Below are 26,472 nucleotides of genomic sequence, written 5' to 3'. Positions count from 1 at the left end.
GCGGCGCGCCGGACAGGCCGCCGGCCTCGGCCCGGTGGGACGACCGCAGACTGTCGGGCCGGTCGAGGGTGGTGTTGGACACGATCAGGGCGTCGATGCGGTGGTCCAGGCTGGCTTCGACGATCAGGGCGATCTCGGCGGTCGTCAGGTCAGGCGCGATCTTGAGGAAGACCGGGGTCGGGTCCGCCCCGCGCGCCTCGGCCAGCCGGCCCAGCAGGTCGTCCAGCGCCGCCCGGCCCTGAAGGGCGCGCAGGCCCGGCGTATTGGGCGAGGAGACGTTGACCGTCACATAGTCGGCCAGACCCTTCAGCCGGAGCAGGCCGGCGACATAGTCCGCCGCCTTGTCTTCCGTGTCCTTGTTGGCCCCCAGATTGGCGCCGACGACGGCGTCCCGCGGCCGCCCGGCCAGCCGGGCGGCGAAGGCCTCCAGACCGGCGTTGTTGAACCCCATCCGGTTGATGATCGCCCGGTCCTCGCTCAGGCGGAACAGGCGCGGCTTCGGATTGCCGGGCTGCGCCAGCGGCGTCACCGAGCCGCACTCCACGAAGCCGAAGCCCAGTCGCGACAGGCCGTGCAGCGCCTCGCCGTTCTTGTCGAGACCGGCGGCCAGCCCGACCGGATTGGGCAGGGCCAGCCCGGCCACGGTGGTCGCCAGGATCGGGTCGTCGGCTCTGGCGGGCGGAAGGGGCGCCATCTGCAGGGCGCGGATCGCCAGACCGTGGGCGGTCTCGGGGTCGAGCGTGCGCAGCAGGGCCGCGCCTATGTCGGTCACGGCCATCCCACGCCTCCGTCGTCGAACCGCATGACGCCGTCGGCATCGACCGACAGGCCGCGTTGCGGGGCATCGGCCGTGGCGGGCAGGGGGGCGAACAGATGCGGGAACAGGTCGCCGCCGCGCGACGCCTCCCATTTCAGCGCCTCGCCCAGCGGCGCCAGGGCGACCTCCACCAGCACGAGGCCGCTCTTTCCGGCGTAATGGCGGCGTGCCGTCTCGGCCATCTGGGCGCTGGTCGACATGTGGATGTAGCCGTCGGCGCGATCGACCGCCGACCCGGCATAGGCGCCCTCGGCCAGGGCCGCGGCCCACTCGGCGCCGTCGACCAGCTTGTAGGCGACCGCGCTCATGCGCCGCCCGCGTCGCGCGGCTGGATGAAGCCCTCGAAGACGCAGCGCCCGGCCACGTCGACGGCGAAGATGGCCGCCGCGCCCGGCGGAAAGCCGCCGCTCATCCGGTCGAGCACGGCGGGAGAGGCCGCGCTCTCGACCAGATACTCCACGGCCAGTTGATGGACGCCCGGATTGTGGGCGACGACCATCAGGCAACCCGCCTCATCCTCGCCGGCCTCGACATAGCGGCGCAGGGTCCCGGAGCCGCCGTTGTACAGGGGCTCGTCCTCGCGCACCTGGACGTCGCCGAAGGCGTCGTGCAGCAGGTCCCAGGTCTGGCGGGTGCGGACCGCGGGCGAAACCAGCGCCAGATCGGGGCGCATGCCCCGCCCGGCCAAGGTCCGGCCCATGGCCGCGGCGTCGGCCCGGCCACGGGCCGACAGGGCCCGGTCGCGGTCGCGGCCGGAGCCGGCCGTCCCTTCCGCCTCGGCGTGACGCATCAGGATCAGTCGCTGCATGGGCAGGGCTTTAAGGGCGTTCGCCGCTTCCCGCCAGATCGCCGTCGGACAGATCGCGCGATGAGCGCGACGCGGGCTGGGGCTGGAGCGCGGGCGTCATCACAGGGACGGTCGCCACCGCCCCGCCGGGCCGGATCCGCGCATAGGCCTGCCGCGTCGCCTCCAGCAGGATGACGCCCGCGGCCCCCGGCATGACCCGCTTGCCGACCTGTTCGAACCCGTCGGCCAGCGGCAGCAGCGGCCCCCAGGGCGGCACATACAGCGTCTGGGACCAGGCGGTGGGCTCCAGTCCGGCGGCGCGCACCAGCCGCTCCAGCTGGCGGCGCGTGAACGGGCGGCCATGGCCGAAGGGCGTCGTCTCGGCCCGCGCCCAAAGCCCGCCCCGCGCCGCCGCCACCAGAATGATCCGCCCGGCCGGGGACAGGGCCCGCACGGCCTCGTTCATCAGTCCCTGGGCGTCGTCCGCCTCTTCCAGGGCGTGGATCAGCAGGATGCGGTCGAACGAGCCGGCGGCGAAGGGCAGGCGGCGGTCGTCGACCAGCAGGGTGCGGTTCTTGCCCGCCGCTGGCCACGGCTCGACGCCCTGACCGCCGGGCATGGCTGCGACCACGCGCCGCGCGCCGACGAAGGCGTCCAGCCACGGCGTGGCGTAGCCGAGACCCAGCACATCGCTGTTGGTCGCCTCGCCCCAGGCGTCTTCCAGCCGCCGCGCCAGCAGCCGGCGCGCCAGGGCGCCGGCGGGCTCGCCGTAGAAGGTCCGGAGTTCCTCGATACTGCGCCGCATGGCCCCACCATAGGCCGCGCCGGGGGCGGCTGCTAGAATGACCGCATGACCCTCGACGTGCGCCTGTTCCCCTGCCTGACCGACAACTACGGCCTTCTGGTGCGGGACCGGGACACCGGGGTGGTCGCCACGATCGACACGCCGGACGCAGGCGCGATCCTCGCGGATCTCGAGGCCAGCGGCTGGGGCCGGCTGGACCTGATCCTCAACACCCACTGGCACCCCGACCACACCCAGGGCAACGCCCGGCTGAAGGCTGAAACCGGCTGCGAGATCGTCGGCCCCGAAGAGGTGCGCAAGGCCGCGCCGATCGACCGGATCGTGGCCGGCGGCGACACGGTGATGCTGGGCGGCACGGCGCTGGAGGTCACGGACGCGCCCGGCCACACCCTCGGTCACATCGTCTATCGCTCGCCCGCCGACGCCCAGGCCTTCGTCGGCGACGTCCTGTTCACCCTGGGGTGCGGCCGGCTGTTCGAGGGCACGCCGGGGCAGATGTGGTCCAGCCTCGCCCGTCTTGCGGCCTGGCCTGACGAGACCACGGTCTGGTGCGCCCACGAGTACACGGCCGCCAACGCCCGCTTCGCCCTCAGCGTGGACGACCGGCCCGAAATGGCGGCGCGGGCGGCGGAGATTTTCGCGATGCGGGAGCGCGGCGAGCCGACCGTCCCGACGACCATCGGCGCGGAAAAGGCCTTCAACCCCTTCCTGCGCGCGGGCGACGCGGAGGCCTTCGCGGCGGTCCGGGCGGCCAAGGACGTGTTCTAGCGCCGCGAGAGGAAGGCCTGGATGACGCGGGCCGAGGACGGTCGCCCGGCCACGCCCTGCGCCGGCGCCACCACGATCCGCAGGTCGCCGCGGGCATAGGTCACCGAGGCGCGGGCGCCTTCCACGATGGTGATGCTGCGCAGCCCGTCCAGCGCGGACCGAGAGGTCGGCGAGCGGGCGATCCTGAGCACCGCATCGGTGGACAGGATCAGGGCCTCCACGGCCAGACCCTCGCCCTGGCCGTCGGTGTCGAGATTGATCTCGATCAGCCGCCCGATCGTCTGGCTCATCATGGCGCTGCGTCGGGCCATCAGCTGGAACAGCTGGGTCGGCCCCAGGGTCGGCGGGCTCAGGCTTTCGCCGGGGCCGGAGAAGGACGCGGGAGAGCCGCCGGGCGCCCGGGCGGTATAGACGGTCATGCCGCCGCCGGGGGTCACCCGCAGCAGCTGGTCGCCGGCGTCATTGCGATAGATGACATCGCCGCGCGGGGCGGCGGTGGGGCGCAGCACCCAGGTCTCGTCGCGGCGGTCGAAACGCAGCAGGGGCCGCTGGCCCGACCGGTCGAGGATGAAGGCCTCGCCGGACTCGGCGACATAGCGCCCCGTCGGCGGCGGGGTGCGGCCCGGCGCGCCGCGATTGCGCAGGGCCTCGGTCTGTTCGGCCTGGACGTTGCCGCGGGTCTGGGCCTGGGCCTGGGAGGCGACAGGCAGCAGGGAAAGGGCCGCCGCCGCGAGGGCGATCGCCATCGCGGCCGGAAGCGGCGTTCGCGCCGTTCTGACCCTTGCCGTCAACTCCATGACGCTATTCGTGAAACGGGCACACGGCGGATTTTGGGCGGACGCGCGTCAGCCGACCAGATACTGACCGCCGTTCAGCGACAGGGTGCAGCCTGTGACATATCCGGCACGTTCGCCGGCCAGCCACGACACCATGTCCGCGATTTCCTCGCCTTTTCCGAGTCTTCCGACCGGAATCTGGGCGATGATTCCGGCCAGGACCTTCTCGTCCATGGCCCCGACCATCTCGGTGTCGATATAGCCCGGGGCGATGCAGTTCACGGTGACGCCCTTGCGCGCATTCTCCAGCGCCAGCGCCTTGGTGAAGCCGATCATCCCGGCCTTGGCGGCGGAATAGTTGGTCTGGCCGATCTGGCCCTTCTGGCCGTTGATCGACGAGATGTTGACGATCCGGCCGAAGCCGCGGTCGCGCATGCCGTTGATCACCTGGCGCGTCATGTTGAAGACGCTGTCCATGTTCACCCGGATCACGTCCGACCACTGCTCCGAGCTCATCTTGTGGAAGAAGCCGTCGCGGGTGATGCCGGCGTTGTTGACCAGGATGTCGATGGGACCCAGCTGGTCCTCGATCTCCTTCACCGCCCGGGCGCAGTCGTCGAACGAGCCGACATTGCCCTTGACGATGGTGACGCCCAGCTCCTTCGCCGTGGCCTCGGCGGCCTCGACATTGCCGGAATAGCCGGCGGCGACGGACATGCCGTCTTCCTTCAGACGCTGAACGATCGCCTTGCCGATGCCGCGGGTTCCACCCGTGACCAGAGCCACTCGAGCCATATGCGTTTCCTTGTCCCTGCTGGTGGTCCGCTCTGACGGCGGGCCTTCGTCAACAGGTGTAGCGGCGGGAGTGGCGAGGGTCGAGGGGCGAGGGTCGAAGCAGGGCGACACTCGCTCCCGGATCGCGTCTTCCTCGACCCTCGACCCTCGGCTCTCGCCCCTAGATCTTCGCCATATCCAGCACGAACCGGTACCGCACGTCCGACTTCTCCAGCCGGGCATAGGCCTCGTTGATCTGGTCCGGGGCGATCACCTCGATGTCGCAGGCCAGGCCGTGCTCGGCGCAGAAATCGAGCATCTCCTGGGTCTCGCGGATGCCGCCGATCAGCGACCCGGCCACCGACCGGCGCCGCCACAGCAACCCCATCGCATAGACCGGCAGCCCCTCGGTGGTCAGGCCCAGCATGACCATGGTGCCGTCCTTGGCCAGCAGGTTCACATGGCTGGCGATCTCATGCGTGGCCGAGACGGTGTTGATGATCAGGTCGAAGCTCTCGCCCGCCGCCTGCATCGCCGCCTTGTCCGAGTTGATCAGGAAATGTTTGGCCCCCATCCGCTCGGCGTCGGCCTTCTTGCGGTCCGAGGTCGACAGGACGGTGACTTCCGCCCCCATGGCCGCCGCCTGTTTGACCGCCATATGCCCCAGCCCGCCAAGGCCGATCACCGCCACCTTCGATCCCGGCCCCACCTTCCAGTGGCGCAGCGGCGAATAGGTGGTGATCCCGGCGCACAGCAGCGGCGCCGCGGCGTCCAGCGGAATGCTGTCGGGAATGGTCACGACATAGTTCTGGTCGACCACGATGGCGGTGGAATAGCCGCCCTGGGTGATGGTCTGGCCGACGGCCGCCCCCTTGGGATCGGGCGAGCCATAGGTCTGGGTCATGCCGGGCACGCAGTACTGCTCCTCGCCCTCGCGGCACGGCGCGCACTGGCGGCAGCTGTCGACCATGCAGCCGACGCCGACCCGGTCGCCGACCTTGAAGCGGGCGACATTGCCGCCGACCGCGGTCACCACGCCGGCGATCTCGTGACCCGGCACGATGGGATAGGTCGTGTTGCCGAGGTCGTTCTTCACGATATGCAGGTCGGAGTGGCAGACCCCCGCGAATTTGATCTCGATGGCCACATCGTCCGGACCGGGATCGCGCCGGTCGAAGCTGTAGGGCGACAGCGGCGCCGTGCTGGAGGTGGCGGCGAAGGCGCGGGTGGCGATGGGCATGGAGGGTCCTTGGGTCTGGCTTCAGGGCAAGGTGACTACGATGGACCCGCCCCGCAAGGTCACCCGCCGTCGCGCCCATCGACCTGGCGCACCGGCACGGCGGCCAAGTCGAGGTCGTCGAACAGCCGGGCGTTCAGTACGAGGCGCGCGGGCCGGCCCTCGCCCGCGTCCGTGGTCCAGGCGGGCGCTTCGTCGAACACGCCGCACCCGCACGTCGTGCAATGGTGAAAGGTCATCATCCGGTCGCCCCACTGGTAGTCGGCGAGGCGTTCCGGCGTCAGGCTGAGTTCGACCTCGTCCGGCGCATAATAGGCGACCAGCGCCCCGCGCTTCGAACAGATCGAACAGTTGCACGACGTCACCGACTGCGGCGCCGGCGCCGAAAACCGCTGGGCCCCGCAGTGGCAGCTGCCGCGCAGCATGGTCACCCGGCCAGCTTGGCGATCAGCGCCTGCGCCGCGGCCGGATTGCGCACCTTCGCCCCGGCGATGAAATAGGCGAAGACGTCGCCGCTTTTCGCCCAGTCGCGGGTCTGACGGACGATCCCGTCCAGTTCCTTCGAGGTCATCCCCGACGACTCGTCCTCGCGGCTCGACATCAGCCGGGCGTACCGGAAATCGGCCGTGTCCTGGTCGATCGTCGGCCACTCCGGGGCCTCGTCGTCCTGGCCGTAGACGATCGCCGCGCCGTATTTGCGCGCCAGGTCGTAGAACTGCTCGCTCTCGAACGTCCCGCTGCGGACCTCGAGCGCGTGGCGCAGCCGCACCCCGTCCTTCTCCTTCGGCAACAGCTTCAGGAAGCCCTCGAAATCGACCGGATCGAATTTCTTGGTGGCCATAGTTACCAAGGCGATTAACAAAGCAGAGTCTGACTCGACGCTAAGACGCTGATCGGCGGTTCATAGCGACCACGGTGCCAACGGAATGGATGACAGATCACAATCTTGAGCGACAATGCCTTCCCAGCCCCGGAGGTCATTTGAGCCAGCACACAATCGTCTTCGATCTCGAAACTGTGCCCTGCACCGAGACGCTCGCGCGCCTGCACGGACGCGATGTCCTCACCGACGATGAGGCGGTAGAAATCCTTGGAGAGAAGTTCCCCAAGCTTCCGCTCCACAAGGTCGCTGTGCTCGCCGCCCTCGTGGCAGAGCGTATTGAGGGAATCTGGCGCGTAAGGTCGCTGGGTGCACCGCACATCGGCGACCGAACAGAAGTCGATTTAATCTCCGCATTCGCCGCCCGCGTGGACAGCCTTCGACCGACTTTAGTGACCTTCAACGGCAATGGGTTCGACATGCCGGTCCTGCGCTACCGGGCGATGGTCAACGGCATCGCTGCTCCCGGCCTGACCGCTCGCCCCTACTTCAAGCGCTACGATCAGGCGCACGTCGATCTATGTGAAGAACTCGCCAGCTTCCAATCGAACGCGAAGTCATCGTTAGACGACCTGTGCAAGATGATGGGCCTTCCGGGGAAACCGGAGGGGATCGACGGCTCGAAGGTCTGGGAGCACGTTCGAGCCGGTCGCATTCAAGAATGCGCCAACTACGGGGAGACCGATGTTGTGAACACCTACCGGGTGTGGCTGCGCTACGAACTTTTCCGAGGAGCAATCACGGAGGAGCAGATGGTTGGAAGCGAGGCTGACCTTTCCGCGTTCATCACGGCCCGGCTCTGCGAGCGCCCGCACCTTGCGTTTCTCGTTGCCCCACCTGCGGAGGGCGAAGGCGATGTGCGGACGCTTTGAGACCACAGGCAAGTTCAGTTGGGCCGAAATCCACGAGGCTCTGTCCACCTATGCACCGGTGACGACAGCCCCTCTGAATTTTGAGCCAAATGACGATGTGCGACCGACGACAAGTCAGGCCACTGCGCGGCTGGGCGAGGACGGCTGGATCGTCGAGAAGATGCGCTGGGGCCTCGTGCCCTTCTGGCGCAACGGCAAGCCGCTCAAGGACACCGAGAAGGGCAAAGGCGATGGCTTCAAGCTGACCACGTTCAACGCCCGATCAGAGACCTGTGCGGGCACAACCACCTTCCGCGAAGCCTTCGGCAAGCGACGTTGCATCGTCCCCGCCTCGGCATGGTTCGAATGGACCGGCGACAAGGGGTCGAAGACCAAGCATCGCTTCGCCCGCGCAGACGATGACCTGCTCTGGTTCGCCGGTATCTGGGATCGCGTCACCACCCCCGACGCGGGCGAGTTCGGCAGCTTCACGATCATCACGGCAGAGTCGTCCGGTTGGCTCGGCGACTATCACTCTCGTGCGCCGGTGATCCTTGAGCGCGACGACTGGGGCCTATGGCTGGACCCGTCCGCCGACGCTCGCGACTTGTTCGCGGCGGTGCGTCCCGAACGGTTTGGGATGGGTTAGGCCCGAACTTCCATGAGATCGCTGATCCGCGTCGTGTAGCGAGGCGACCGATTGCTCGACCGCGTGGACCATGATGTCGCTTTGCTGATCCCGCCCGGCCGTAGCGTCCCTCGACCGAACCGAGCGTTTACCGCGTCCAGCGCCGTCATCAGTTTCTCGGATCGCACCGGGTCCACAGTCGGGAGCAGATCGCGCGGTGCGTCCTCCGCAAGCTGGAGGTCTAACAAGATCACGCCGCACTTGGCGTAGCGTGTATCTGGCCGCCACATCGACCGCCCGGCGGCGACTACCTGTCTGATGATCGCGAAGCTGTCGGCTGTCGGCTCGATCTCGAACGAACGCTGACCGTGATACCAAGGGTCGCCGTTATGCGGATGGGTCTGGAAGAACACCTGCATGGCGTTGGCTTGAAGACCGTGCTTCCTACATTTCTCCGCAGCGCGCGAAGCGTGGGCCGCGAGCGCTTCACGCATGTCCTCCCAAGTCTCGACCAACCGACCGAACATCCGTGTCACGGCGACGGTTTGCTTCTGATCTGGAGCGAGGGTTAGGGGCATACAGGACACCCCGTTCAGTTCGGCGTGGGTCCGCTGGCCGGTCACCGTCATGAGCTTTCTGACGGACGCGCTCGGCAACGCCGCGAACTGCTCAACGGTGAAAATGCCCTGATTGTTGAGCTTGGTCTGACTTGCCCCGCCTACGCCCCATATCTCGCTGATCGGCATTTCCGCGAACGCCTGACGACGGACGTCGATGTCGCTGAAATCCGACACGCCGGTCGGACCGCCCTTGGCGTGTTTGTTCGCCAGCTTCGCCAGCGTCTTCGTCGGCCCAATCCCGATGCACGTCGGAATTTTGGTGATCTGACGCACCCGATCCCGAACCCGGCGGCAGTAGTCCACCCGCGCGAACTGAGTCAGGTCCAGAAACATTTCGTCGATGCTGTAAGGTTCGACGCGCTGGAAGCTCTCGGACAGAACCTCGAACACGCGGCGGCTCATGTCGCCGTAGAGGGCGTAGTTTGAGGACTTGGCTATAACGGCGCGGAACTCCGGCTTGCGCTTCGACAGATGCCACACCTCACCCATTTTGATCCCGAGCGCCTTCGCCTCGGCTGACCGGGCGATGGCGCAGCCGTCGTTGTTCGACAGCACGATCACTGGCTTGCCGATCAGGGTCGGGTTAAAGGCTCGCTCGCACGAGACATAGAAGTTGTTGCCGTCGATCAGGCCGAACATCAGACATCCGTCCGAACCAGCGCTGCGATCATGGCCCAGACCTCGGTGTCGTCGGATACGGGCTGGGGCGTTTGGTTCGAAGGCTCCAGCCACCATTGGCCGTCCTTCTCCATCAGCACCGCCAGCACCACGTCGCCATGCAGGAAGGCCACGCAGACCTTGCCGGTGATCGGCGGGGCGTCGGTCGTCACCACGAGGATGTCGCCGCCATGGATGCCGCGCTTCCTCAGACCCTCCCCCTTCACCCTGACAGCGTATCGCTGCGGCCGCCGTAGCTCCAGAAGCTCCGCGAGATCGGGCACGCCCTCGATGTGATCTTGGGCGGGCGATTGGAAGCCGGTTGTCTCGCCGCCCTTATAAGCAGGTGCTGCCACGTCAGACCGGCCGATCCAGTTTCTTCATGGCTTCCATCTGCTCGCGGTAGCGCACCTTCAACAGCGCGTCGGCGATCTTCGCCTCCGTCCGTTTCTTGGACGCGGCTAACCGCGCGGGCGTGGGTTGGCGGGTGGACATCGCTTTAGCATGTTCTTGCAATGTTCTCATTGCAAGGCGGTTGGCGAGATGGTCCACAGACGCTACCAATCAGCGTTATGAATGAAGCCGAGAAAGCCCACGAGCGGACGAACAGCAAGCTGTTCTACGGCTTCATTGCCGCTGCGATTTTATCGGTCGTGGTGGTCACGATGAATCGCGATCCTGCCGACGCTAAACGAAGCGACGACCGTAATGCGGCGGTTAAAGCGTGCTCAGAGCGCGGGATGAGCCGTGCCTATAATCAGGGATATTCGCCCAGCGACGACGATATTGAACGGATCGTCGTGACCTGCATGAACGCCAATCCTCGCCAATGAAACCTGTCGCTGACTGGACGGTAGCTGACCTCGAAGCCCTGATCGGGGTGGAAGAGTCATCTAATCTTGAGTTCAAGGATGGCCGCTCGCTTTTGAATGAGCCGGAGAAAAAGAAGGAAATCGCCAAGGACGTAAGCGCCATGGCGAACGCGGCTGGGGGGACCATCGTTTATGGGCTGCATGAGCGGGACAGCATAGCGACCGAGATCGTTGGCTGCGATGCCAGCCACGGTAAAGCAGAATGGTTCGACCAAATCATCACAAGCAACATCGAGCCAAAGGTTCAAGGTGTTCAGGTGAAGCGGATCGACCTGCCCAATGGGAGGTTGGCTCTCTTGGTCGAAGTGCCGCAAGCGACGAACTTCGCACCGCATCAATCCAAACCTCACTGCCAGTATTTCCGCCGTTACAACACGACGATACAGCCGATGTTGGATCACGAGGTGCGCGACCTCATGCGTCGATCTTCCGCGCCCGAACTTTATCTTCGCTGGGCGATCCTACCGGCGGGCGGAAACCGTGACCTGTTTTCGCTACATGTCTTCTACGGAAACATGGCGAAAGAACCAGCGCTCTACAGTCAGGTCGAGCTGATATTCGAAGATTCCGTCGCTCCGATTCACCCGGACGCCGGATGGCAAATGTCCAATCTCCACATTCAGGATGTCGGACAAGGGAAGGTCTACAAGCGGCAGTTTATGGTTCCGAACCACATGCCGATCATGACAGAGCGTGAGCAGGAGATTTTTAGAAGCGAAATGATCCTCGGCGAAAACATGGTCTACACGCTGGGTTTTCAAATCAGCGCGCCGGGATTCTTCAAGGCGCTACTGTTCAGCGCATCCCGCTTCGGCACAGAACTTAAAGTGCATCTGGAGCCAGCGAGCTTAAGCCGACGCCCGAAGTGATTTTGGGTCGCGCATCCGAAGTTGGGATTTGAGGTGTGCGGCAACTGACCGGCCCCCGTGGGAGTGGTCGCCCGCCAGCGTCGAGGGGCACCCCTCCCAAACGTCAGGTCACTGCAAACTCTTTCGCATCGTCCGGCTAAGGTGCTGAAACCGTTGGCCCTCGCTACCACAGGCTACGGCACGCTGTGTTGAGACGTCATTTCCAGCAGGCTACGTCCGCCGGGCAAGGTTCGATAAAGCGTGCTCGGGGCCACCCCGACCTGTCGGGCGATCTCGGACATCGAAAGCTGATCGTCGGCCATCAAAGCCTTTGCGATCTTGAGCTTGGTCTCGTCCATCGCCTTGGGTCGGCCGCCGAGACGTCCGCGCGCGATTGCGGCCTTCCGCCCAGCTTCACAAGCCAGACGCTTCTGCTCCACCTCATACTGACCGAGCGCTGCGAGCGTGTGCACTGCCAGCCGCCCGCTGGGCGTGGTGCTGTCGATAGCCTCGCTTAAGGACTTCAGACCGATGTCGCGGCGCGTGAACTGATCGACCAGATCGAGGATTTGACGGACATCTCGGGCCAACCGGTCGAGCCGAAGAACGACCACGGTGTCTCCGGGCCGCGCAAACTGGAGAAGCTCGGTTAGCTGCGGCCTATCCGACCGGGTGCCGGATGCTGTCTCGACAAAGATGCGTTCGCACCCTGCTCGCTCCAGCGCGTCAATCTGTGACTCGTGGTTCTGTCCGCGAGCCGAGCACCTCGAATATCCGATCAACATCCGTGTCCGAAAACCCCTGAAAGCTCCGCGTTGTCGGAGATAGATTTCAGGATACGGTATTCGGAGAATCTGTCATCCATATCTGATGATTAACGCGATACTTCCACGCGCGTGATCCCACATCTCCCAGAAGTATACGTTCTGGGAAGACGCTCTTCGTGGGACGCTTGCGTATCGAGCAGGCCGCAGGATGGAGGCCGCAAAACATATGGACAGCAACTGCTTCCTTAGACGATAAATAGGATCATAACCTGTTCTGCCGTGAGCAAGACGTTTGGACCGGGCCATTAGATATTGGATAAATATGATCGGAACTTTGCATTCAGTTCTGAATCTAATCCGAAAACTCAGGCCCTGCGATCTTGCTCATCGCGGGGCCTTTTGCTTTTCGGACTTTAGATGGACAACCCCTTCGCAGCCGTCGTGGCTGAACTTGATTACCTTGGGCAAGATAACGCCTTGCTCAACTGCGCTCTCCACAAGAACCCTGATTTCGTTCGGTGGTGCGAGCGTGTCGTTGATCGTCAGCACGAAGCTTCAAAGGGTCGGGTGATGCCCTTCCCAGCGTTCGCCGACGTTTTGGCGCTGGAGGCAACGATCTTCGACAATGGCGAGGACAAGAAGTTCCGCCACAAGCTGACCCTTAAGGCGTATACAGGACCAAGGATCAAGAGTTGGAAACGGCCCGACTGGACCGCCACCGCGACCCTCTGGCCCTACGATGTCGCGGTGAAGACGGCGAAGAGATCGAAGGCGAAGTTCACTGACGCCACGCTTGCCCTGATCGAGGAAATGGCGGCCGGGGGTTCCGGCTACATCGGCGTGTTCATGCACACTGGCGGCGGTTCCGCTTACAACGATCTGCACGTCGTCTGGGTCGATCTCACCGATAACAGGGCCATGGTCTACACGCCGAACTGTCAGTGCTGGCTTGCACCGTTCGAAACGACCGACGCCAAAAACAAGCCGCTCAAGGGGAACGCGATGCTCCACTCCCGCTCATCCTCGGCCATGGCGCTGGACCATTGGGCCACAGGCGACGCCACGCCTCTGTGATCCCTGTTTGCGCCGGCAGAAGTGTTCCCTCTATTAATACCCCCAAATACAAATATATTAATAGAGGGAGTAGCCCTCGGTTCTGAATATAGCTCTTATCGGTTCCCTCTAATACAGAGCGTCACCTTACGGTTCGCTCGACAATAGATATACAGGTCGTCCTCGCCTCGTTTCACTCGGTCGAGGCCAGACCTTCTCTAATAGGGGGAATGGGGTTGCGGCGGCGATGGCTGCGAGTGAGGGTCGCACGAAGCTGGAGGGAAAATGACCGACGACGCACTGCACCCGAACGTCGCTTTCGCCACGAAGTTCGGCGATCCAACAGGTGACTTCCTGAACGCCTACACGGCGCTCGCTCGCTTAGACGGGCTTATTGAAGACGCCGAGAAGGTCCGAGACATGTTGGATAAGGCGGAGCCGAAATCCGAAAGGTGGTTCCCGTGGTATGGAGCCGAGATCGTCTCCTACTACGCCGTGGCATATGTCACATGCTTGGAGTGGCACGCCAAATCGCGTTTTGCCGACCTTGCTGCTTATTCTCCATCATCGCTAACGACCGGCGACTTGAAGGGTCAGGTCAGCGACAAGGTAATGGTGCAGCTTCTGACACAGGGCGCTTCGGTAGCAAATCTTCTGAGTGCGGCCACGAGCGTAGGTAGCTTCCCGAAATACATGAGCCTGATGAACCGCGTTCTTACCGCTTTCGGCAGCACTGAAGATGCCTACGCAAGCGCCAAATCCATCGGCACTACAATCAGCGCGCCATGGCTTGAAGGAAGTGACTTCGAGGAACTGGAGCGGCTCTTCCTGTTCCGTAATGAACTCGCCCACGAGATTGGGCGGGGGGTCGTTGGCCATCTGAACGTCAGAGAAGGGTGGACCCCCGCTGAGGCAGTCGAAGCCGGGCAAAGGGTTCGGAAGCTCATGATGGCGGTGGAGCGGAGCATTACGGCAAATGCCCCCGACGACTTCCCAAATCTGCTCGACGAGACCGGCTTTCCAGTTTGGCGTCAAGAACGGTTGAATGGCGAAATCGCCAAGCTCGAAGCGGAAGTCCTGACCATCATCGAGAGGGCGGATTTCGGCAGTCAGGATCGCAACAAGGCCGAATGGTTTGAGGCTCTTGAGGCATCACGAGCGCACATCAAGGCCGAGCATAGCTTCGTTCAGAATGCTCCGTTTTTGCACTCCCGCTACATCGACCTGACGAGCGGGCTACAGCTTCATATCGTCAACGCGCGACACCAGTATCTGAAAATGCTTTTGAAGAATGCCGACGTGCTCTGGGGAGATAACCCGGACAATGGCCAACAGGATGAAGGATAGGCCGCCAGTTGATGTCTGCTGCGCCGACGCCAACCTTACCCGCGTCCGGGTCATCAAAATCAATAAGTCCGAGGACAGAGGTTTATCGTGAAGTGCAGATCGGCCGCTGTCGGTTGAAGCGATCCCAGATCAACGCGGCACCACTCTCCACCATGGCGCAATTTATCTCGACGCCTGATGTGTTGTGGCAGATCGCGGTCACCCGTTCGTAGCTTTGCCCCGTGCGTAAGCAGTTGATTCTGTTTCCGGCAAGCCGAGTCAGGGCGGCGGTGCTGGTCGCGGCCGAAGCTGTCGGGCACGGGTGTCCCGGCGAACAGGAGTTGTCAGTTTCTCTGGCGGCTATGGCGTGAAGACGAACGCGCGTGCCGTCTCGGCAGCGGAGAGTATCGCCGTCGTTCACATAGGCGACGTCGCATACGAAGTCGTAGGCTGGCGTCGCAGCTTCGGCTGGCGTTAGTTCTCCAGACCGAGGCCACCACATCGTCCCAGCGAACGCAGCCACGGCCACAAACACGACCGTCGTGATGAACTTCGCCGTCGAGCGCTTGGCCGGTGCTCTCGCCCTCCGCTTCGGCCAGCGGCGGTAGTTCACAGTTTTGGGCACTCTCTTCATGCGGTGAGCACGGCCACGGTCTGGCAAACGACCGCCTAACGACCGGCTGGATCGCTTCTAATCGTCGGTGATTTGGTTGACGGACCCAGCTTCCGTGAGACCCTGAAACCCCCACAAAACAGGAGGTTGAATGGCACCGGAAGAAGCCCCGCTGCGATGTCTTGCTGTCCGAGCCGTCGTTGACGAGGCGGGCGAGATCGACGGTCTCGAACTCGAACTCTACATGAATGCCGTCGCCGGTCCTCACCAATGGATCAGCACGACAGAGTGGCTTTTTATCAGCCCCCCCGCAGAAGCTGACGGGGAAATCACCGTGCCCGTCGTGGTCCCCGAGGCCATCGCGATCAAGGCGATCCTTGCGGACCTCACCAACGATCCGAATCGCATCGTCTTCGACCAAGCTACCTCGCCGGGCGAGACCAGAAAATGGCGCTGGGTCGCCTTCCAGACTGCGCCGAACGCTCAAGGGCAAGGCCGATTTCCGTGGGAGCGCTTCAATGCGTGAGGGCGGGCTGCTCGGGTGGAGCACGTCTGCTTTGATCCGGGCCGACGACGAGGCCCCCGGAACCATCGCCCGCGTGCTCACGGCTGCTCCGGCGCGTCGTCAGGCGATCTTCTCAGCGCTGGCAGCACACGAGGTAAAGGCCGGTGTTTTCGATGCGGGTGAAGACCTCTTTCCGCAGTCGTTCGCGGAGGTGATCCGCCACGGCCGCGTCGCCGACATCCTCCGTGCGGCGTTTGGTGATGTCCCCGAGGGTTATCCGGGTCTGCTCGAACGCATCGGAGAGCGACCTTTGGATCGGCCGGGTGACTATCTCGCGATCCACCAGATGCTCGCCCGCAACGATGTCAGAGCGGCCGATGCGCTGCGTGGAGCGGGACGGATCACCCGCCGGAAGTTGGAAGTGTTGTCGGCGCTCGATGTCCGCTGGCATCACTCCAACACGCTCGTTCGGATCGACACTGGACCCGAAGCTCTGACGTTCAATGCGGCCGTGAACTTTGTTCAATCCGTCAGCACTCGCGCGACGGATGAAGCGGTAGCGCAAGCTATCGCGCTCATGCGACCGACATCGACGTTGCCCAGACTGCTCGACCGCTTGCTTCGACGCGCCGACCGCATGCCGCCCCACCCTTTGCCTGTGGGTGACGATCAACTTCGTCCCCTCGCGACCATGCGCGCGCTCATTGAAGCTGGCCGAAGGTATCGAAACTGCTTGTCTCACCGGCTGGCTGAGGTCGCGGCAGGCAAGATGGCGGTGGCGGAATTTAGGGACGAGTGCCTCGTGGAGTTTCGGCCTTTGACTCAGGGGGCGGGTTGGATACTGCGAGACGTCCACATTGAGCGCAACGCACCAACCCCGCTGACTCTGATCGCGGCGGTGGAGTCGAAGTGCGACGCCCTCGGCTTCGCCCGGATCGACGAAGTGGTAGGCGGCGACTGGAAGAGCTATCGCCGCTTCACCGGCGAGTTGGAATGGGGTTAGCGAGACATACATCACTAACACAAGTCTGGCCCTTGACGGGCATGGCTGCGCTTGTTGCAGTTCTTCGATGCACTCGATTTTCGGCAAGCCTATCGGCGTCAGCACGTCAGAAGCTCGGGGTATCGCCGCGTGGCTTGTGGACAACACCGCTCTGACGTTCGAGCAGATTGCAGAGTTTATCGGTATTGCTCGATTTGAGGTCAAACTCATCGCCGACGACCAGATGGTTCCCCGCCCACAAACTACTGATCCAGTTAAATCGGGCTGGTTGAACAAAGACGACATTCACCGTTGCGAAGCGGACGCCACGCGGTCGCTGTCAAAGCCTTGGGCATGGATTTCAGACACGCTCACACAGGCCGCCTCGGCATCACTTCGAGACGCGCCGATCTACGGGGCACAACTCACGCGCTTGGCGTTTCTCACATATGGCAGGAATGCATGGCACAGCACTTGGATTACTCGGTATTACACTGCTGGCAGCATCGGCCTGACCGTGGGCACACTCCAGTCCAAAGCGGAGCGGCTTCGAACGCAAGGGTCAGTTTTCAAGATCGACGAAATGCCCGCGTTGGCCCTCCAGACAGAAGCGGCGACGCTCTTTCTCGTGGAGGTAAACCGGGGGCGTCAACTGGAAGCCTTGGAGGAAGAAGTCCTTGCACCCCTATTCAGCGCTGGCTTGTTGAAGAAGGTAGCAGACTGCCCGAAGAACTCCCTTGTCTGCCTTCAAGCCCCAGCGCGGATCAATCCCCCACCCATGCGCGGCACCAGACCGTTCCACCAACTCCGGTCGTCACCGCAGGGGGCCAACCGAAGTTTGGGCTGGTCGAAGACCAATCTCGATCTCCTTTCTGACATGGCGCGGTTCGAGAAGCTCCAAAGCCATTTCTCTGGCCTTGAAGACCTGACGGAGAAGGTCTGGGTCGCCTCCAAGCACCTTCCACCGGAAGCCCGCCTGCACCCGTCCAAAATTGAAATCTCGACGGACGCCGACAAGCGCGTCCTACGCTGGGGCGAGGCCAGCTATCACCTCGATGTTTGACGTTTCGGATTAGCCGCCTTCGCGCAACTCATATCGTCCTCGCAGGTCCGCATCCGGCGCTCGCACGAATTGGGACAGCAGACCGTCCAGCGTCGCGTTCGGCTGCACCGCATCGTCGGGCACCAGCGCGTAGCGCCACGGCTTGTCGCCGTGCTGCTTGGCGTGGTGTTCGGTTGCGATGAAGCACCAGAGAGAGGCAGCGTCGGCTTTTCGGCGAACTTCCACATCGTCCATGTCCGAGCGCCGCTTGGTCTCGATGATCAGGCGCTCGGTCTTGGTTTCGACCACGAAGTCGGGGCGGTAGGCGGACCCTTCGCTGTCGAAAATTTTGAACTGGTTGGGGCCGGGCTTCATCCAGAGATCGACCGTAGGATCGCGCTCCAAGAGGACCGCCATCTTCCGCTCGGTGTCGGAATCGAACTTCGCCTGCGCGTAGCAGGCACGCGGGCCGAAGCCGGTGAAGATGAAGCGTTTGATCTCGTTCAGCCGCTCGGGCGGGCTGCGGAAGTCGCGCACCGCGTCTTTGCCTGATCCGTCGAATGCCTGTGGCTTCAGTTCGCTGAAAGCGGCGTTCAGGGTCACCCGATAGGTCGTCGTGGTCCGCCACATGTTCTGGCGCATCTGGGCGAATACGGCCTTGGCCATGTCCCGGCTCCAGCCCTGAAGCGTGGCGCGGACCTCCTCGTCGTCCTTCAGATAGCCGCGCAGGTGCGCCACCACCTGACCGGCGAGGTCGTAGAGAAGCTCGGCGTGGGCGTCGTAGTCGATCTCGTCGAAGTCGATCAGCTTGACGACCAGATAGTCCTCCAGTCGCGCGGGCGTGTCGCCGCCCTCTTCGCCGCTGATCACGGTCTGCTTCTCGGTGCGGAGCACCTGCACCAAAAGCTCGCGCGAGAGCGGCTGGTAGTTCCAGCTACCGACGTCGAGTGTGAAGGGCTGGAAGCCGAACGACACCTGATCCTGCGGCGTGACCGTGAGGCTCGGGATGGCGATGGTCTTGGCGACGAACGCGGCACAGAACTCCTTCACCACGGCCTCGGCGCGCTCCTCGGTCAGTTCCGAGAACAGGCCCTGTTTGCTGCGCTGGATCGCCATGGCGTCGGCGACGATGCGCTTGACCACTTTGTCGTCGTTGAGGTCGCGCATGGTGCCGATCTGCGTCTTGATCCTCGGCAAGACATCGGTGAGCACGGTCTGCGCCAGCGCCAGTTCCTCCTCCTTCTGGAAGGTGAAGGCGGGCGCGGGCCTCTCGGACATCCCGCTGGCTTTAGGGTCAGGCGCGAATTCGACGGCTACAGAGTCCTCGGGCGGCTGCACGATCTGCTTCAGCATCTGCTCGATGACGGACGGGGCCTCGACCATCACCGGTTTGGCGGTGGAGACGTCGCCGCCGTCGCCGATCTTCACCTGCTTCAGCGAGTGGATGACGCCATCGGCGTCCTTGGCCTTCTCGATCAGGTCGTTGAAGCGGTCGTGGGCGATGACCGTCAGAGTGTCCACGGCATCGACGCCCGTGCGCTTGCCGTAGGGCAGACGCAGACCCCGGCCGAGGGTCTGCTCGGTGAGGATGTCGGAGGCCGAGGCCCGCAGCGGGACGATGGTGAAGAGGTTGGAGACGTCCCAGCCTTCCTTCAGCTTGTTGACGTGAACCACGATGTCCGTGTCGCCGCTTTTCTCGATGTTGAGCAGTCTTTGGGCGTTCTCGTCGCTCTCCTCGCCCGTCAGCTTGGAATGGATTTCCGCGACCCGGCCCTTGTAGCGACCCTCAAAGAAGCTGTCGGACTCGACGTATTCCCGCACACGCCGGGCATGGTCGGTGTCCTGCGTCACGACCAGCATGAAAGGATGCACGAGGGGCTTCTCGTTCTGCTTGGCGTAGGTCGCAAGCTGGACCTTCACATGCTCGTGGTAGTGGATGCCGTCTTCGAGCTTGATGTGCTCCAGCGTGTCCTCATCGACCGACTTCGGATCGAAGTTGGCGCGGGTGCCAACCGCCGGTTCCTTGACGTAGCCGTCCGCCATCGCGGCGGGTAGATCGTAGCGATAGACCACGTTCTTGAAGGCGGCCGACTTGGCACCGACGCTCTTGGGCGTGGCGGTGACTTCCAGCCCGAGGATCGGTTTCAGTTCAGCGATAGCCTTGGCCCCGGCCGAGCCGCGATAACGGTGCGCCTCGTCCATCAGCAGGACCAGATCGTCGAGACCCGCCAGATAGCTGAAGTAGCTCTCGCCGATGTATTCCTGAAGTCGCTTGATCCGGGGAAGCTGGCCCTTCCGCTGGGATGCGGTCGTGTCGGAATTGATCTTCGAGATATTGAAGATGTTGATGATCGCCGCCTCCTGCCCCAGCAGGTCTGTGCCGCGCACGCCGCGACCCTCCTCGTAGTTCTCGGCGTTAACGATCAACGGCGGCTGATGGGCGAACGCCTCCACGCCCTTGAACACATACTTCGGGCTGGACGGCTGAAAGTCGGCCAGCAGCTTTTCGTAGATGGTCAGGTTCGGGGCCAGAACGAAGAAGTTGCGGCTTTTGCCGATCATGAACAGGTAGCTGACGAACGCACCCATCAGCCGGGTCTTCCCGACCCCGGTTGCCAAGGCGAAGCAGACGCTGGGGAAGTCGCGCTCGAAGTCCTCGAAATAGGCATCGTCCAGATCGCCATAGGCGGCCCGGATCGCGTCGCGCGCGGCATCGACAACCGTCTTCTTGGACGGAGCGATCAGGTCCACGATGTCCGCGAGGCGACGCAAGGATTCCGTTTGTGGTTTCCGCAGCGAGAGACGCTGATTGATCTGAGTTTCGGCTCGCTTGGGATCGACGGCCGAGATGCTCACGCCTCGCCCTCCTCGTCGCCGTTGAACAGGCCGGGCTGGTTCGGATTACCGACCGACTTCCGGCGCGGTGCCTCGTCCACTACTCCTTCCGGCTCGTCCTCGATCAGCGGCAGAGCCTCGATCTTCAGCGAGTAGTCGTCTTTGCCCCACTCGCACCGGTCGAGGATTGCGCCCGGAATCTTCCTGATGGTCAGATTGCCAAAGGCGTCGGCGTTGCCGCCTTGGAACGCTCTGCAGCAGATCAGAAGGGTGCGCTCTGGTCCCACTTCATCCGAGATGGCCGCAAGCTGCTCATGGGTCAGGCTGTTGGTCGTGACGTAGATGAAGTCCGTCTCCGACGAATGGCCGTGCATCCAGTAGTGCTCGTCGGAAGGCGCGTAGGCGAAGCCAAAATGCTTGCACATCGCCTCGGCCAGCATCGCGGGGTTGTAGGATTTGGAGATCACCCAGTTGTCGAACTGGTCCTTCTCCAGCAGCGAGGGTGCCAGTTTGTAATAGCGATATCCGCCGCCACCCTTCCAGCTAACAGCTTCAGTGATGCCACCGGAGTCTTCGCCGTTGATCACCTTGTTAAGGCGGGGAACGATGTGAGTTTCGCAGTGATCACCGAGTTCGACCATGATCCAACGACGGCCCATCTTGTGAGCCACTGCTCCGGTCGTGCCGGAACCGGCGAAGCTATCGAGCACGAGGTCACCGGGATTGGTCGCGATCTGCAAAATCCGCTCGATTAGCCTCTCAGGCTTTGGCGTGGGGAAAGGCTGATCAGGCTGGCTTGCGACCGCTTCCTTCTTCGCCTCCTGCGTATTTCCTACATCTTCATGGAGCCACAGAGTTGTTGGCACTTGATCAGTGGCTTCTACGGCCTTGAAGTTCTTGTATCGAGGCACAGAATTCGTGCCCTTCTTCCCCCAATAAACAAGGCCCTCTTCCACATTCTTCGCATGTGTCTCCGGCGAGAACCTCCACACAGCCGTCTCCTTGGGCCAAACTTCCTCCCCGGTGTTCGGATTCTTGATTGGGTAGTAGAGCCTCGGCCGCTCTTGGCGATTTTTGTTGCAGGTGTAGTCTACCGAAATCCATGCGCCCCTCGCGTCGTCGTCGGCGTTCGACCTTTTCGTTGAAGTCTTTGTTGCGATGGGGAGGCGATTTGGACGCCAGATTTCCTTGTTTCGAGCGTATACAAGTATGTGTTCATGGACATCACTCAGCCATTTGGCATCGTTCTGTGCAGAAAACTTCTTTTGCCAGATGACGTTTGCAACGAAATTGGCCCGGCCGAAAATCTCGTCCATTAAGACCTTAAGGTAATGTCCCTCTCTGTCGTCAATCGAAATCCAAATTGAACCGTCGTCGGATAGAAGACGGTGGAGCACTGAAACTCGTTCTCTTAGTAAGCCGAGCCAGAGCGAATGCTCCACTGAGTCATCATAGAGAGTGAATGCCGATCCGGTGTTATACGGCGGGTCTATATATATGCACTTCACGCTGCCTGTGTGAGTAGCTTCCAGCGCCTTCAATCCGAGCAGATTGTCACCTCGGATAAGGACATTGTTAAACTTGTCACCGTCTCGTCGCGCCGTCGCGTGATGCGATAGCCGCTCTTCCTCGATCAGAATGCGCGGCTCCAATCGAGGCCGGTTCTCCTTGCCGATCCACGTTAGTTCCAGCTTGGTCTTGGCGGCCATCAGGCAAGGCTCCATCGGATCGTGAATAGGGTCGTCATTTCGGGCGTCAGGGACAGCTTGTCGGCGATCTCGTCGAGCATGCGTTCGCGCTCGTCGTCGATCTCCTTCAGCCGGGTGTAAAGCTGATGCTGGAGGTCGTCAGCCTGACGCTTCAAGGCCGATGCCTCGCGCTGTAGCTCGACCTTCTCCTGAAGGTTCTGGACCGCGCGGGCCAGCTTCTTCTTCTCGTTGGCTTCCTTGGTCAGGGCCTTGATCTGCTGGTCGTAGGAGACCCGCGCGTCGTCACGCCAGTTGTCGAGCCGCTCCTCCTCCTCATTGAGGAAGTCGCCCAGCCTCTCCTGCGCTCGGCCGACGATCTCGGTCTGGCCGTCCTCCAGCAACTTCGACAAGTCGCTCTCCGGTGCCGCACCATCGGCGGCTCCGGTGACCGAGGCGGGCACGCTCATCATGCGGGCGGCGGTTTCGGCATGGATCAGTTCGCCGGTATCCGTAATGGCGGCGCAGATGAGTTCATCAAAGGTGCGCGCGGGCGTGACAAGCTTTAGCCGCGCGACCTTCAACCAGCCCCTCTTGCCCCGAAGCGGGGCCACATCGCCAAGCTGCCCGTCGTAGGCGTCGTAGTCGAACGCCACCTCGGCCGCGCCCAGATCGCGTCCCTTGGCTCTCGTCACCAGTTCGTCGGCCAGACCCTCGTCAGCCAGCCGGAAGAAGCGCCAGCCGCGCTCGTCTGCCTCCGGCCATTCTGACGAGTAGGTGTCGCCGTCGTAGTCGAAGCGTTCGACGTGATCCTCGTGGAAACGTGCCTCGGGCAGTTCGGCGCGAGCCAGCGTGAGCAACGCGCGTTTGAACTCGTTCAGCGACGAAGCGACCGCGCCCTGCCGGAACTTCAGGCGTGAGATCACCTTGTCGTCCATCTCGGCCAGCAGCTTGTTGCGGGCCTCCGTCTTGGCCTCGTCGATCTCGACGCTGAACTCGGCCTGAAGCGCGTCGAAGGCTTCGTTGATCTGGTCGTTGGTGCGGCAGGACTGCACGATGTCGAGGATGCGGCGCTCGATATCGACGCCGGATTCGATGGCACCCAGCACCTCGTCCGACGAGCCGAAGACGCCCTCGAACAGTTTGAACTTCTGATCCAGAAGCTGGACGATCCGCGCCTCGGCTTGGTTCTTCCGGTTCATGAAGTTGATGACGGTGACGTCGATCTTCTGGCCGTAGCGATGGCAGCGGCCGATGCGCTGCTCTACCCGCTGGGGATTCCAAGGCAGGTCGTAGTTGATCAGCAGCGAGCAGAACTGAAGGTTGATGCCCTCGGCACCCGATTCTGTGGCGATCAGGATAGTGCGGTCGTTGCGGAAGGCGTCCACGATGGCCGCTTTCATGTCGGCGGTCTTGGAGCCGGAGACCACATCGGTTCCCCGGTGCTTCTCCAGCCACGCCTTGTAGATGGCGTTGCTGTCCTTGTCGGAGTTCGAGCCGTTCAGGACGACCGTCTGGCCCTCGAAGCCATGCCGCTCCAGAAGCTCCCGAAGATAGGTCTGGGTGCGGACGGACTCGGTGAAGATCACGGACTTCCGCTGACCACCCTTGCCGACGATCTCGTCGAGCACGCCCGGCAGACAATCGAGCAGCGCCTTTCCCTTGGCGTTCGTCTGGATCGACGCGGCGAGGTCGCGATAGCGCGCCAGTTCGTCGATCTCGGCCTTCAGGTGCGCGGGGTCTATGTCGTCGATGTCGTCGTCAGTCTCGTCCTCCAGCGCCTCGGCTTCGCGGGCGTCGCCGTCCTCACGCCACTCCTCGGCGGTCTCCTCGACGCCATCAATGTCGTCGAGAGCTTCTTCATTGACGGCCAACTTCCGCTCAAGGCGGGTGACCATCTTGTCGAGCGTCGCGGCCACAGCGAATGACGACGATCCGAGGATTTTACGCAGGACCAGCGTGACGAGGTGTCGGCCGTTCTGCCCCACGGCCAGAGTGTCATCCCGTTGCAGGTAGGACGACATGTGCTCGTAGAGGTCGGTCTCCAGCTTGTCTGGGGTGAAGTCGAATGTCTTGGGCAGACGGTTGGTGTAGTTGATCAAGCCCGCCTTCTGGACCTGACGGCGCAGCGTGCGTTTGCAGATAGGCTCCAGTCGCCGCGCCAGCAGCGCTTGGGCCGCCTTGTCCTCGCGCCCGCCGAACTCGGCCCGAAACGCCTGTTCCGAGCCGAAGTAGGTCTCGTCGATGATGGTGACGAGGCCGTATAGCTCCATCAGGTTGTTCTGGAGCGGCGTGGCCGTCAGCAGCAGCTTCTGGCGACCGGCCAGCGCGTCGCGCAGCACGGCGGCCCGCGAGGTCTCGATGGCCCGGTAGACGTTCCGCAGCTTGTGCGCCTCGTCGAAAACCACGAGGTTCCACGGGATGCCACGAAGCTGGTCGGCGATCCGCGCAGCGTATTCGTAAGACAGAATGATGATGCCCTCGCCGCGCCCCAACGGGTTGGGCTTGCCGACCTTGGCGAGGTCTTTCACCCGCTTGGCGTCGAGGATCACCGAGGGCAGCGAGAACTTCTCGCGCAGTTCGGTCGCCCACTGCTTCCGCAGCGATGCGGGCACGATCAGGATTAGGTCGCGTTGGCGCTCCCACCAGCGCTGTGACAGGACCAGCGCCGCCTCGATGGTCTTGCCCAGCCCTACCTCGTCGGCCAGCAGCACGCCCTTGGACAGCGGAGATCGCAGCGCGAACATCGCGGCATCGACTTGGTGGGGGTTCAGGTCCACCCGCGCCGATGACAGCGATTGGGTCAGCCCTTCGCCTTCATCGAGACCCTCACGGGTCAAGAAGTGCGCGAAATACTTGGCCTGATGAGGCGTATAGCTGGGCGTGGCGCTCATGTTCCCCCGATGTGATCCGGGGCGTTAGCGACAGCTACCGGTGCACACCAGTCTCTCGAATCGCGGCCACAGTTCGGCTGTTTGTTCAGGGGATGTTCCCGCAGTTGCACGGTTCGATCAAGCGCAGGATCGTTATGCCTTGCACGTTTCAATGGACGCCGTTCGCGCAAGCGCCTTATCTATGTGGATGTTGGACGAGGCCGAGTCGCTACAGCTAACTTTGAATCACGAGGGGCCAATCCCTCTCGCCGACTTCACCAATGCCCTCTACCGGATCGATGCACGCTACGCGCGCTTCGCGCGGGGGCGAAAGTCGCCCCTCGAAGACCAGCACCTTTCGATCACGCGCATTCACGAAGGATCGGTTGTCATCGATCTCGTCGTCGCGGCGGCAGCGGCCCAAAGCGTAATCGCGGGCGCTGGCGGCCTAAACACGCTCGTTGATTTCGGTAAAAATGTCGCCGCCCTGCTGACCGCGTTTCGCTCTCCTGACACGAGCGCGTCTGATGTTTCGATTGCCGATTGCGATGACGCGCGGGCGTTGGTGAAACCTGTCCTGAACACAGAAGGCGGCGGCATCACACTGGCGGTCAACGGTGACAATAACGTCATCCAACCGATCCTGATTCAGATCGATCAGGCCGATGCACGGATCATAGACAATCGAGCGGCGCTTATCAGGAATACCCTTGCGTCTCCCGACGAGGAGACGCGGCGGGAAGTCCTTTTCGTCTGGAAGCAAATACAGGATGCCCCCGGTAAGGAAGTCGGGCAACGCAGCCCCGACCGAGGGATTATCCAGTCTATCGATGGCGTCGCGCGCGCGATCACCTTCGCTGACAAAGCGATCAAGGAGGAGATGTATCGTGGAGACATCAACCCTTTCGAGGTCGGATATATCGTCGATGTGAAGGTGCTCATCAGCCCTACTGGCATCGCGGGATACCGCATCCTCGTAGTGCATGACACGATCCCGCTCGACACTGCGTGAGCGGCATAAATACCGGAAAGGAGACCTCCGGTATGGACATCTACCACTACTTTCTCGAACGCGGCCTGACGGATTCGCATCGACATTTCTCGTCAGCATGGCTGGGTCGCGCGGAAAACTATCTCTGCCTCCGGTCTGGGCGAGGGCCTTCCAGCGACGCGCTGATCGAACTGTTCCAGACCCTCTGGCGCGAAGGTCGCCTGATGCTCGCAGCAAGGGTCGCGTGGGCGGTTCTCTGGCTGAAGCCGGAGGCGCGGCGATGAACGACGACAATGACCTGCTGTTCGGGTTGGACGATCTGGACGGCTACAAGCGGGGAGAAAAGCCGCACGGGTGGCTGGAGAAGCAGAAGGAAGCGCTTCTCGAACGCTTCAGCGCCCAGTCAGCCGGTTTTCAGAAATTGCTCATGTCGGCGGCCCCTCACACGGCCCGCCGACTTCACAAGCGGCTCTAAATCCC

General features: G+C 63.0%; 28 protein-coding genes and 1 pseudogene. 13 read left to right on the top strand and 16 right to left on the bottom strand.

The annotated features are described in order from the left end of the window. The 4 genes from B2742_RS05070 to B2742_RS05055 form a co-directional block, all read right to left on the bottom strand. A partial coding sequence (locus B2742_RS05070; RefSeq protein ID WP_292063709.1) for a quinone-dependent dihydroorotate dehydrogenase occupies positions 1-778 on the bottom strand: 778 nt, incomplete at its 3' end. Then, on the bottom strand, positions 769-1,125 hold the full coding sequence (locus B2742_RS05065; RefSeq protein WP_292063707.1) for a DUF952 domain-containing protein: 357 nt from the start codon (positions 1,123-1,125) through the stop codon (positions 769-771). The genes B2742_RS05065 and B2742_RS05070, both read right to left, overlap by 10 nt. Further along, positions 1,122-1,625 carry a SixA phosphatase family protein gene (locus B2742_RS05060; RefSeq protein ID WP_292063705.1) on the bottom strand — a complete coding sequence of 168 codons (504 nt, stop codon included), beginning with the start codon at positions 1,623-1,625 and terminating at the stop codon, positions 1,122-1,124. Before B2742_RS05060 ends, B2742_RS05065 begins: the two co-directional genes overlap by 4 nt. A gap of 10 nt (positions 1,626-1,635) precedes the next feature. Beyond that, entirely contained in the window at positions 1,636-2,409 is a 774-nt protein-coding gene (locus B2742_RS05055; RefSeq protein WP_292063704.1) for a class I SAM-dependent methyltransferase, read from the bottom strand. A 45-nt stretch (positions 2,410-2,454) separates the two neighbouring features. Here B2742_RS05055 and gloB point away from each other — a divergent pair, with 45 nt between their 5' ends. Further along, positions 2,455-3,177 (top strand): hydroxyacylglutathione hydrolase, encoded by a 723-nt coding sequence (gene gloB, locus B2742_RS05050; RefSeq protein ID WP_292063702.1) that lies wholly within the window; start codon positions 2,455-2,457, stop codon positions 3,175-3,177. Here gloB and B2742_RS05045 read toward each other — a convergent pair. From B2742_RS05045 to B2742_RS05025, 5 genes and pseudogenes are all read right to left on the bottom strand, one after another. Further along, positions 3,174-3,923 carry a DUF4908 domain-containing protein gene (locus B2742_RS05045; RefSeq protein ID WP_292063699.1) on the bottom strand — a complete coding sequence of 250 codons (750 nt, stop codon included), beginning with the start codon at positions 3,921-3,923 and terminating at the stop codon, positions 3,174-3,176. The genes gloB and B2742_RS05045 overlap by 4 nt on opposite strands. A 99-nt stretch (positions 3,924-4,022) precedes the next feature. Then, positions 4,023-4,748, bottom strand: coding sequence for an acetoacetyl-CoA reductase (phbB, locus tag B2742_RS05040; protein WP_292063698.1), 726 nt, complete (start codon positions 4,746-4,748; stop codon positions 4,023-4,025). Positions 4,749-4,908: 160 nt separating this feature from the next. Continuing rightward, positions 4,909-5,967 carry an NAD(P)-dependent alcohol dehydrogenase gene (locus B2742_RS05035; protein WP_292063696.1) on the bottom strand — a complete coding sequence of 353 codons (1,059 nt, stop codon included), beginning with the start codon at positions 5,965-5,967 and terminating at the stop codon, positions 4,909-4,911. A 59-nt stretch (positions 5,968-6,026) separates the two neighbouring features. Continuing rightward, entirely contained in the window at positions 6,027-6,389 is a 363-nt protein-coding gene (locus B2742_RS05030) for a GFA family protein (RefSeq protein WP_292063712.1), read from the bottom strand. A 2-nt stretch (positions 6,390-6,391) separates the two neighbouring features. Continuing rightward, positions 6,392-6,805 (bottom strand): annotated as a pseudogene (locus B2742_RS05025) (DUF72 domain-containing protein); the annotation flags it as partial. A gap of 140 nt (positions 6,806-6,945) precedes the next feature. Here B2742_RS05025 and B2742_RS05020 point away from each other — a divergent pair. Together B2742_RS05020 and B2742_RS05015 are read left to right on the top strand one after the other, a co-directional pair. Then, positions 6,946-7,716 carry a 3'-5' exonuclease gene (locus B2742_RS05020; protein WP_292063694.1) on the top strand — a complete coding sequence of 257 codons (771 nt, stop codon included), beginning with the start codon at positions 6,946-6,948 and terminating at the stop codon, positions 7,714-7,716. Continuing rightward, positions 7,700-8,344, top strand: a complete 645-nt coding sequence (locus tag B2742_RS05015) for an SOS response-associated peptidase (RefSeq protein ID WP_292063692.1) — start codon at positions 7,700-7,702, stop codon at positions 8,342-8,344. The genes B2742_RS05020 and B2742_RS05015 overlap by 17 nt, the downstream gene beginning before the upstream one ends. On the opposite strand, the gene B2742_RS05010 is transcribed toward B2742_RS05015, so the two are convergent. From B2742_RS05010 to B2742_RS05000, 3 genes are read right to left on the bottom strand one after another with little or no spacing between them, the layout of a single operon-like run. Next, the gene (locus B2742_RS05010) at positions 8,341-9,582 is read right to left on the bottom strand and encodes a Y-family DNA polymerase (RefSeq protein WP_292063690.1); all 1,242 of its coding nucleotides are present in this window, start codon (positions 9,580-9,582) and stop codon (positions 8,341-8,343) included. The genes B2742_RS05015 and B2742_RS05010 overlap by 4 nt on opposite strands. After that, positions 9,582-9,956 carry a LexA family protein gene (locus B2742_RS05005; protein ID WP_292063688.1) on the bottom strand — a complete coding sequence of 125 codons (375 nt, stop codon included), beginning with the start codon at positions 9,954-9,956 and terminating at the stop codon, positions 9,582-9,584. Before B2742_RS05005 ends, B2742_RS05010 begins: the two co-directional genes overlap by 1 nt. A gap of 1 nt (position 9,957) precedes the next feature. Continuing rightward, the gene (locus B2742_RS05000) at positions 9,958-10,095 is read right to left on the bottom strand and encodes a hypothetical protein (protein ID WP_292063686.1); all 138 of its coding nucleotides are present in this window, start codon (positions 10,093-10,095) and stop codon (positions 9,958-9,960) included. Between the two features lie 77 nt (positions 10,096-10,172). Between B2742_RS05000 and B2742_RS04995 the strand changes: the two genes are divergently transcribed. Together B2742_RS04995 and B2742_RS04990 are read left to right on the top strand one after the other, a co-directional pair. Then, positions 10,173-10,433: a hypothetical protein gene (locus tag B2742_RS04995; RefSeq protein ID WP_292063684.1), complete on the top strand. Its 261-nt coding sequence runs from the start codon at positions 10,173-10,175 to the stop codon at positions 10,431-10,433. Continuing rightward, the gene (locus B2742_RS04990; protein WP_292063681.1) at positions 10,430-11,341 is read left to right on the top strand and encodes a helix-turn-helix domain-containing protein; all 912 of its coding nucleotides are present in this window, start codon (positions 10,430-10,432) and stop codon (positions 11,339-11,341) included. Before B2742_RS04995 ends, B2742_RS04990 begins: the two co-directional genes overlap by 4 nt. 173 nt (positions 11,342-11,514) lie before the next feature. Here the strand turns inward: B2742_RS04990 and B2742_RS04985 are convergent, their stop codons facing one another. Further along, the gene (locus B2742_RS04985) at positions 11,515-12,105 is read right to left on the bottom strand and encodes a recombinase family protein (RefSeq protein ID WP_292063679.1); all 591 of its coding nucleotides are present in this window, start codon (positions 12,103-12,105) and stop codon (positions 11,515-11,517) included. Between the two features lie 399 nt (positions 12,106-12,504). On the opposite strand from B2742_RS04985, the gene B2742_RS04980 reads away from it, so the two are divergent. From B2742_RS04980 to B2742_RS04960, 5 genes are all read left to right on the top strand, one after another. Next, entirely contained in the window at positions 12,505-13,161 is a 657-nt protein-coding gene (locus B2742_RS04980) for a hypothetical protein (RefSeq protein ID WP_292063677.1), read from the top strand. 264 nt (positions 13,162-13,425) lie between these two features. Beyond that, positions 13,426-14,487, top strand: coding sequence for a hypothetical protein (locus B2742_RS04975; RefSeq protein WP_292063675.1), 1,062 nt, complete (start codon positions 13,426-13,428; stop codon positions 14,485-14,487). 743 nt (positions 14,488-15,230) lie between these two features. Then, complete coding sequence (locus B2742_RS04970; protein WP_292063673.1) at positions 15,231-15,605, top strand: hypothetical protein; 375 nt, start codon at positions 15,231-15,233, stop codon at positions 15,603-15,605. A 31-nt stretch (positions 15,606-15,636) separates the two neighbouring features. Then, on the top strand, positions 15,637-16,587 hold the full coding sequence (locus B2742_RS04965; protein WP_292063671.1) for a hypothetical protein: 951 nt from the start codon (positions 15,637-15,639) through the stop codon (positions 16,585-16,587). A gap of 67 nt (positions 16,588-16,654) precedes the next feature. Next, positions 16,655-17,629: a cell cycle transcriptional regulator TrcR gene (locus B2742_RS04960; RefSeq protein WP_292063668.1), complete on the top strand. Its 975-nt coding sequence runs from the start codon at positions 16,655-16,657 to the stop codon at positions 17,627-17,629. 9 nt (positions 17,630-17,638) lie between these two features. Here B2742_RS04960 and B2742_RS04955 read toward each other — a convergent pair whose 3' ends face one another. The 3 genes from B2742_RS04955 to B2742_RS04945 are packed head-to-tail and all read right to left on the bottom strand — an operon-like array spanning position 17,639 to position 25,022. Further along, the gene (locus B2742_RS04955; protein ID WP_292063667.1) at positions 17,639-20,464 is read right to left on the bottom strand and encodes a DEAD/DEAH box helicase family protein; all 2,826 of its coding nucleotides are present in this window, start codon (positions 20,462-20,464) and stop codon (positions 17,639-17,641) included. Further along, on the bottom strand, positions 20,461-22,152 hold the full coding sequence (locus B2742_RS04950; protein ID WP_292063664.1) for a site-specific DNA-methyltransferase: 1,692 nt from the start codon (positions 22,150-22,152) through the stop codon (positions 20,461-20,463). The genes B2742_RS04955 and B2742_RS04950 overlap by 4 nt, the downstream gene beginning before the upstream one ends. Beyond that, the gene (locus B2742_RS04945; RefSeq protein ID WP_349681114.1) at positions 22,152-25,022 is read right to left on the bottom strand and encodes an SNF2-related protein; all 2,871 of its coding nucleotides are present in this window, start codon (positions 25,020-25,022) and stop codon (positions 22,152-22,154) included. Before B2742_RS04945 ends, B2742_RS04950 begins: the two co-directional genes overlap by 1 nt. 40 nt (positions 25,023-25,062) lie before the next feature. Here B2742_RS04945 and B2742_RS04940 point away from each other — a divergent pair, with 40 nt between their 5' ends. From B2742_RS04940 to B2742_RS04930, 3 genes are read left to right on the top strand one after another with little or no spacing between them, the layout of a single operon-like run. Further along, positions 25,063-26,013 (top strand): hypothetical protein, encoded by a 951-nt coding sequence (locus tag B2742_RS04940; protein WP_292063658.1) that lies wholly within the window; start codon positions 25,063-25,065, stop codon positions 26,011-26,013. 32 nt (positions 26,014-26,045) lie between these two features. Beyond that, positions 26,046-26,276 (top strand): DUF6626 family protein, encoded by a 231-nt coding sequence (locus tag B2742_RS04935; RefSeq protein WP_292063656.1) that lies wholly within the window; start codon positions 26,046-26,048, stop codon positions 26,274-26,276. Further along, entirely contained in the window at positions 26,273-26,467 is a 195-nt protein-coding gene (locus B2742_RS04930) for a hypothetical protein (RefSeq protein WP_292063653.1), read from the top strand. Before B2742_RS04935 ends, B2742_RS04930 begins: the two co-directional genes overlap by 4 nt. Positions 26,468-26,472 lie beyond the last annotated feature (5 nt).

The sequence above is a fragment of the Brevundimonas sp. UBA7664 genome (assembly GCF_002483305.1).
In the GTDB taxonomy this organism is placed as follows: domain Bacteria; phylum Pseudomonadota; class Alphaproteobacteria; order Caulobacterales; family Caulobacteraceae; genus Brevundimonas.
Note: the sequence above shows the minus strand (reverse complement) of the source record. Positions and strands in the feature narration are given on the sequence as shown.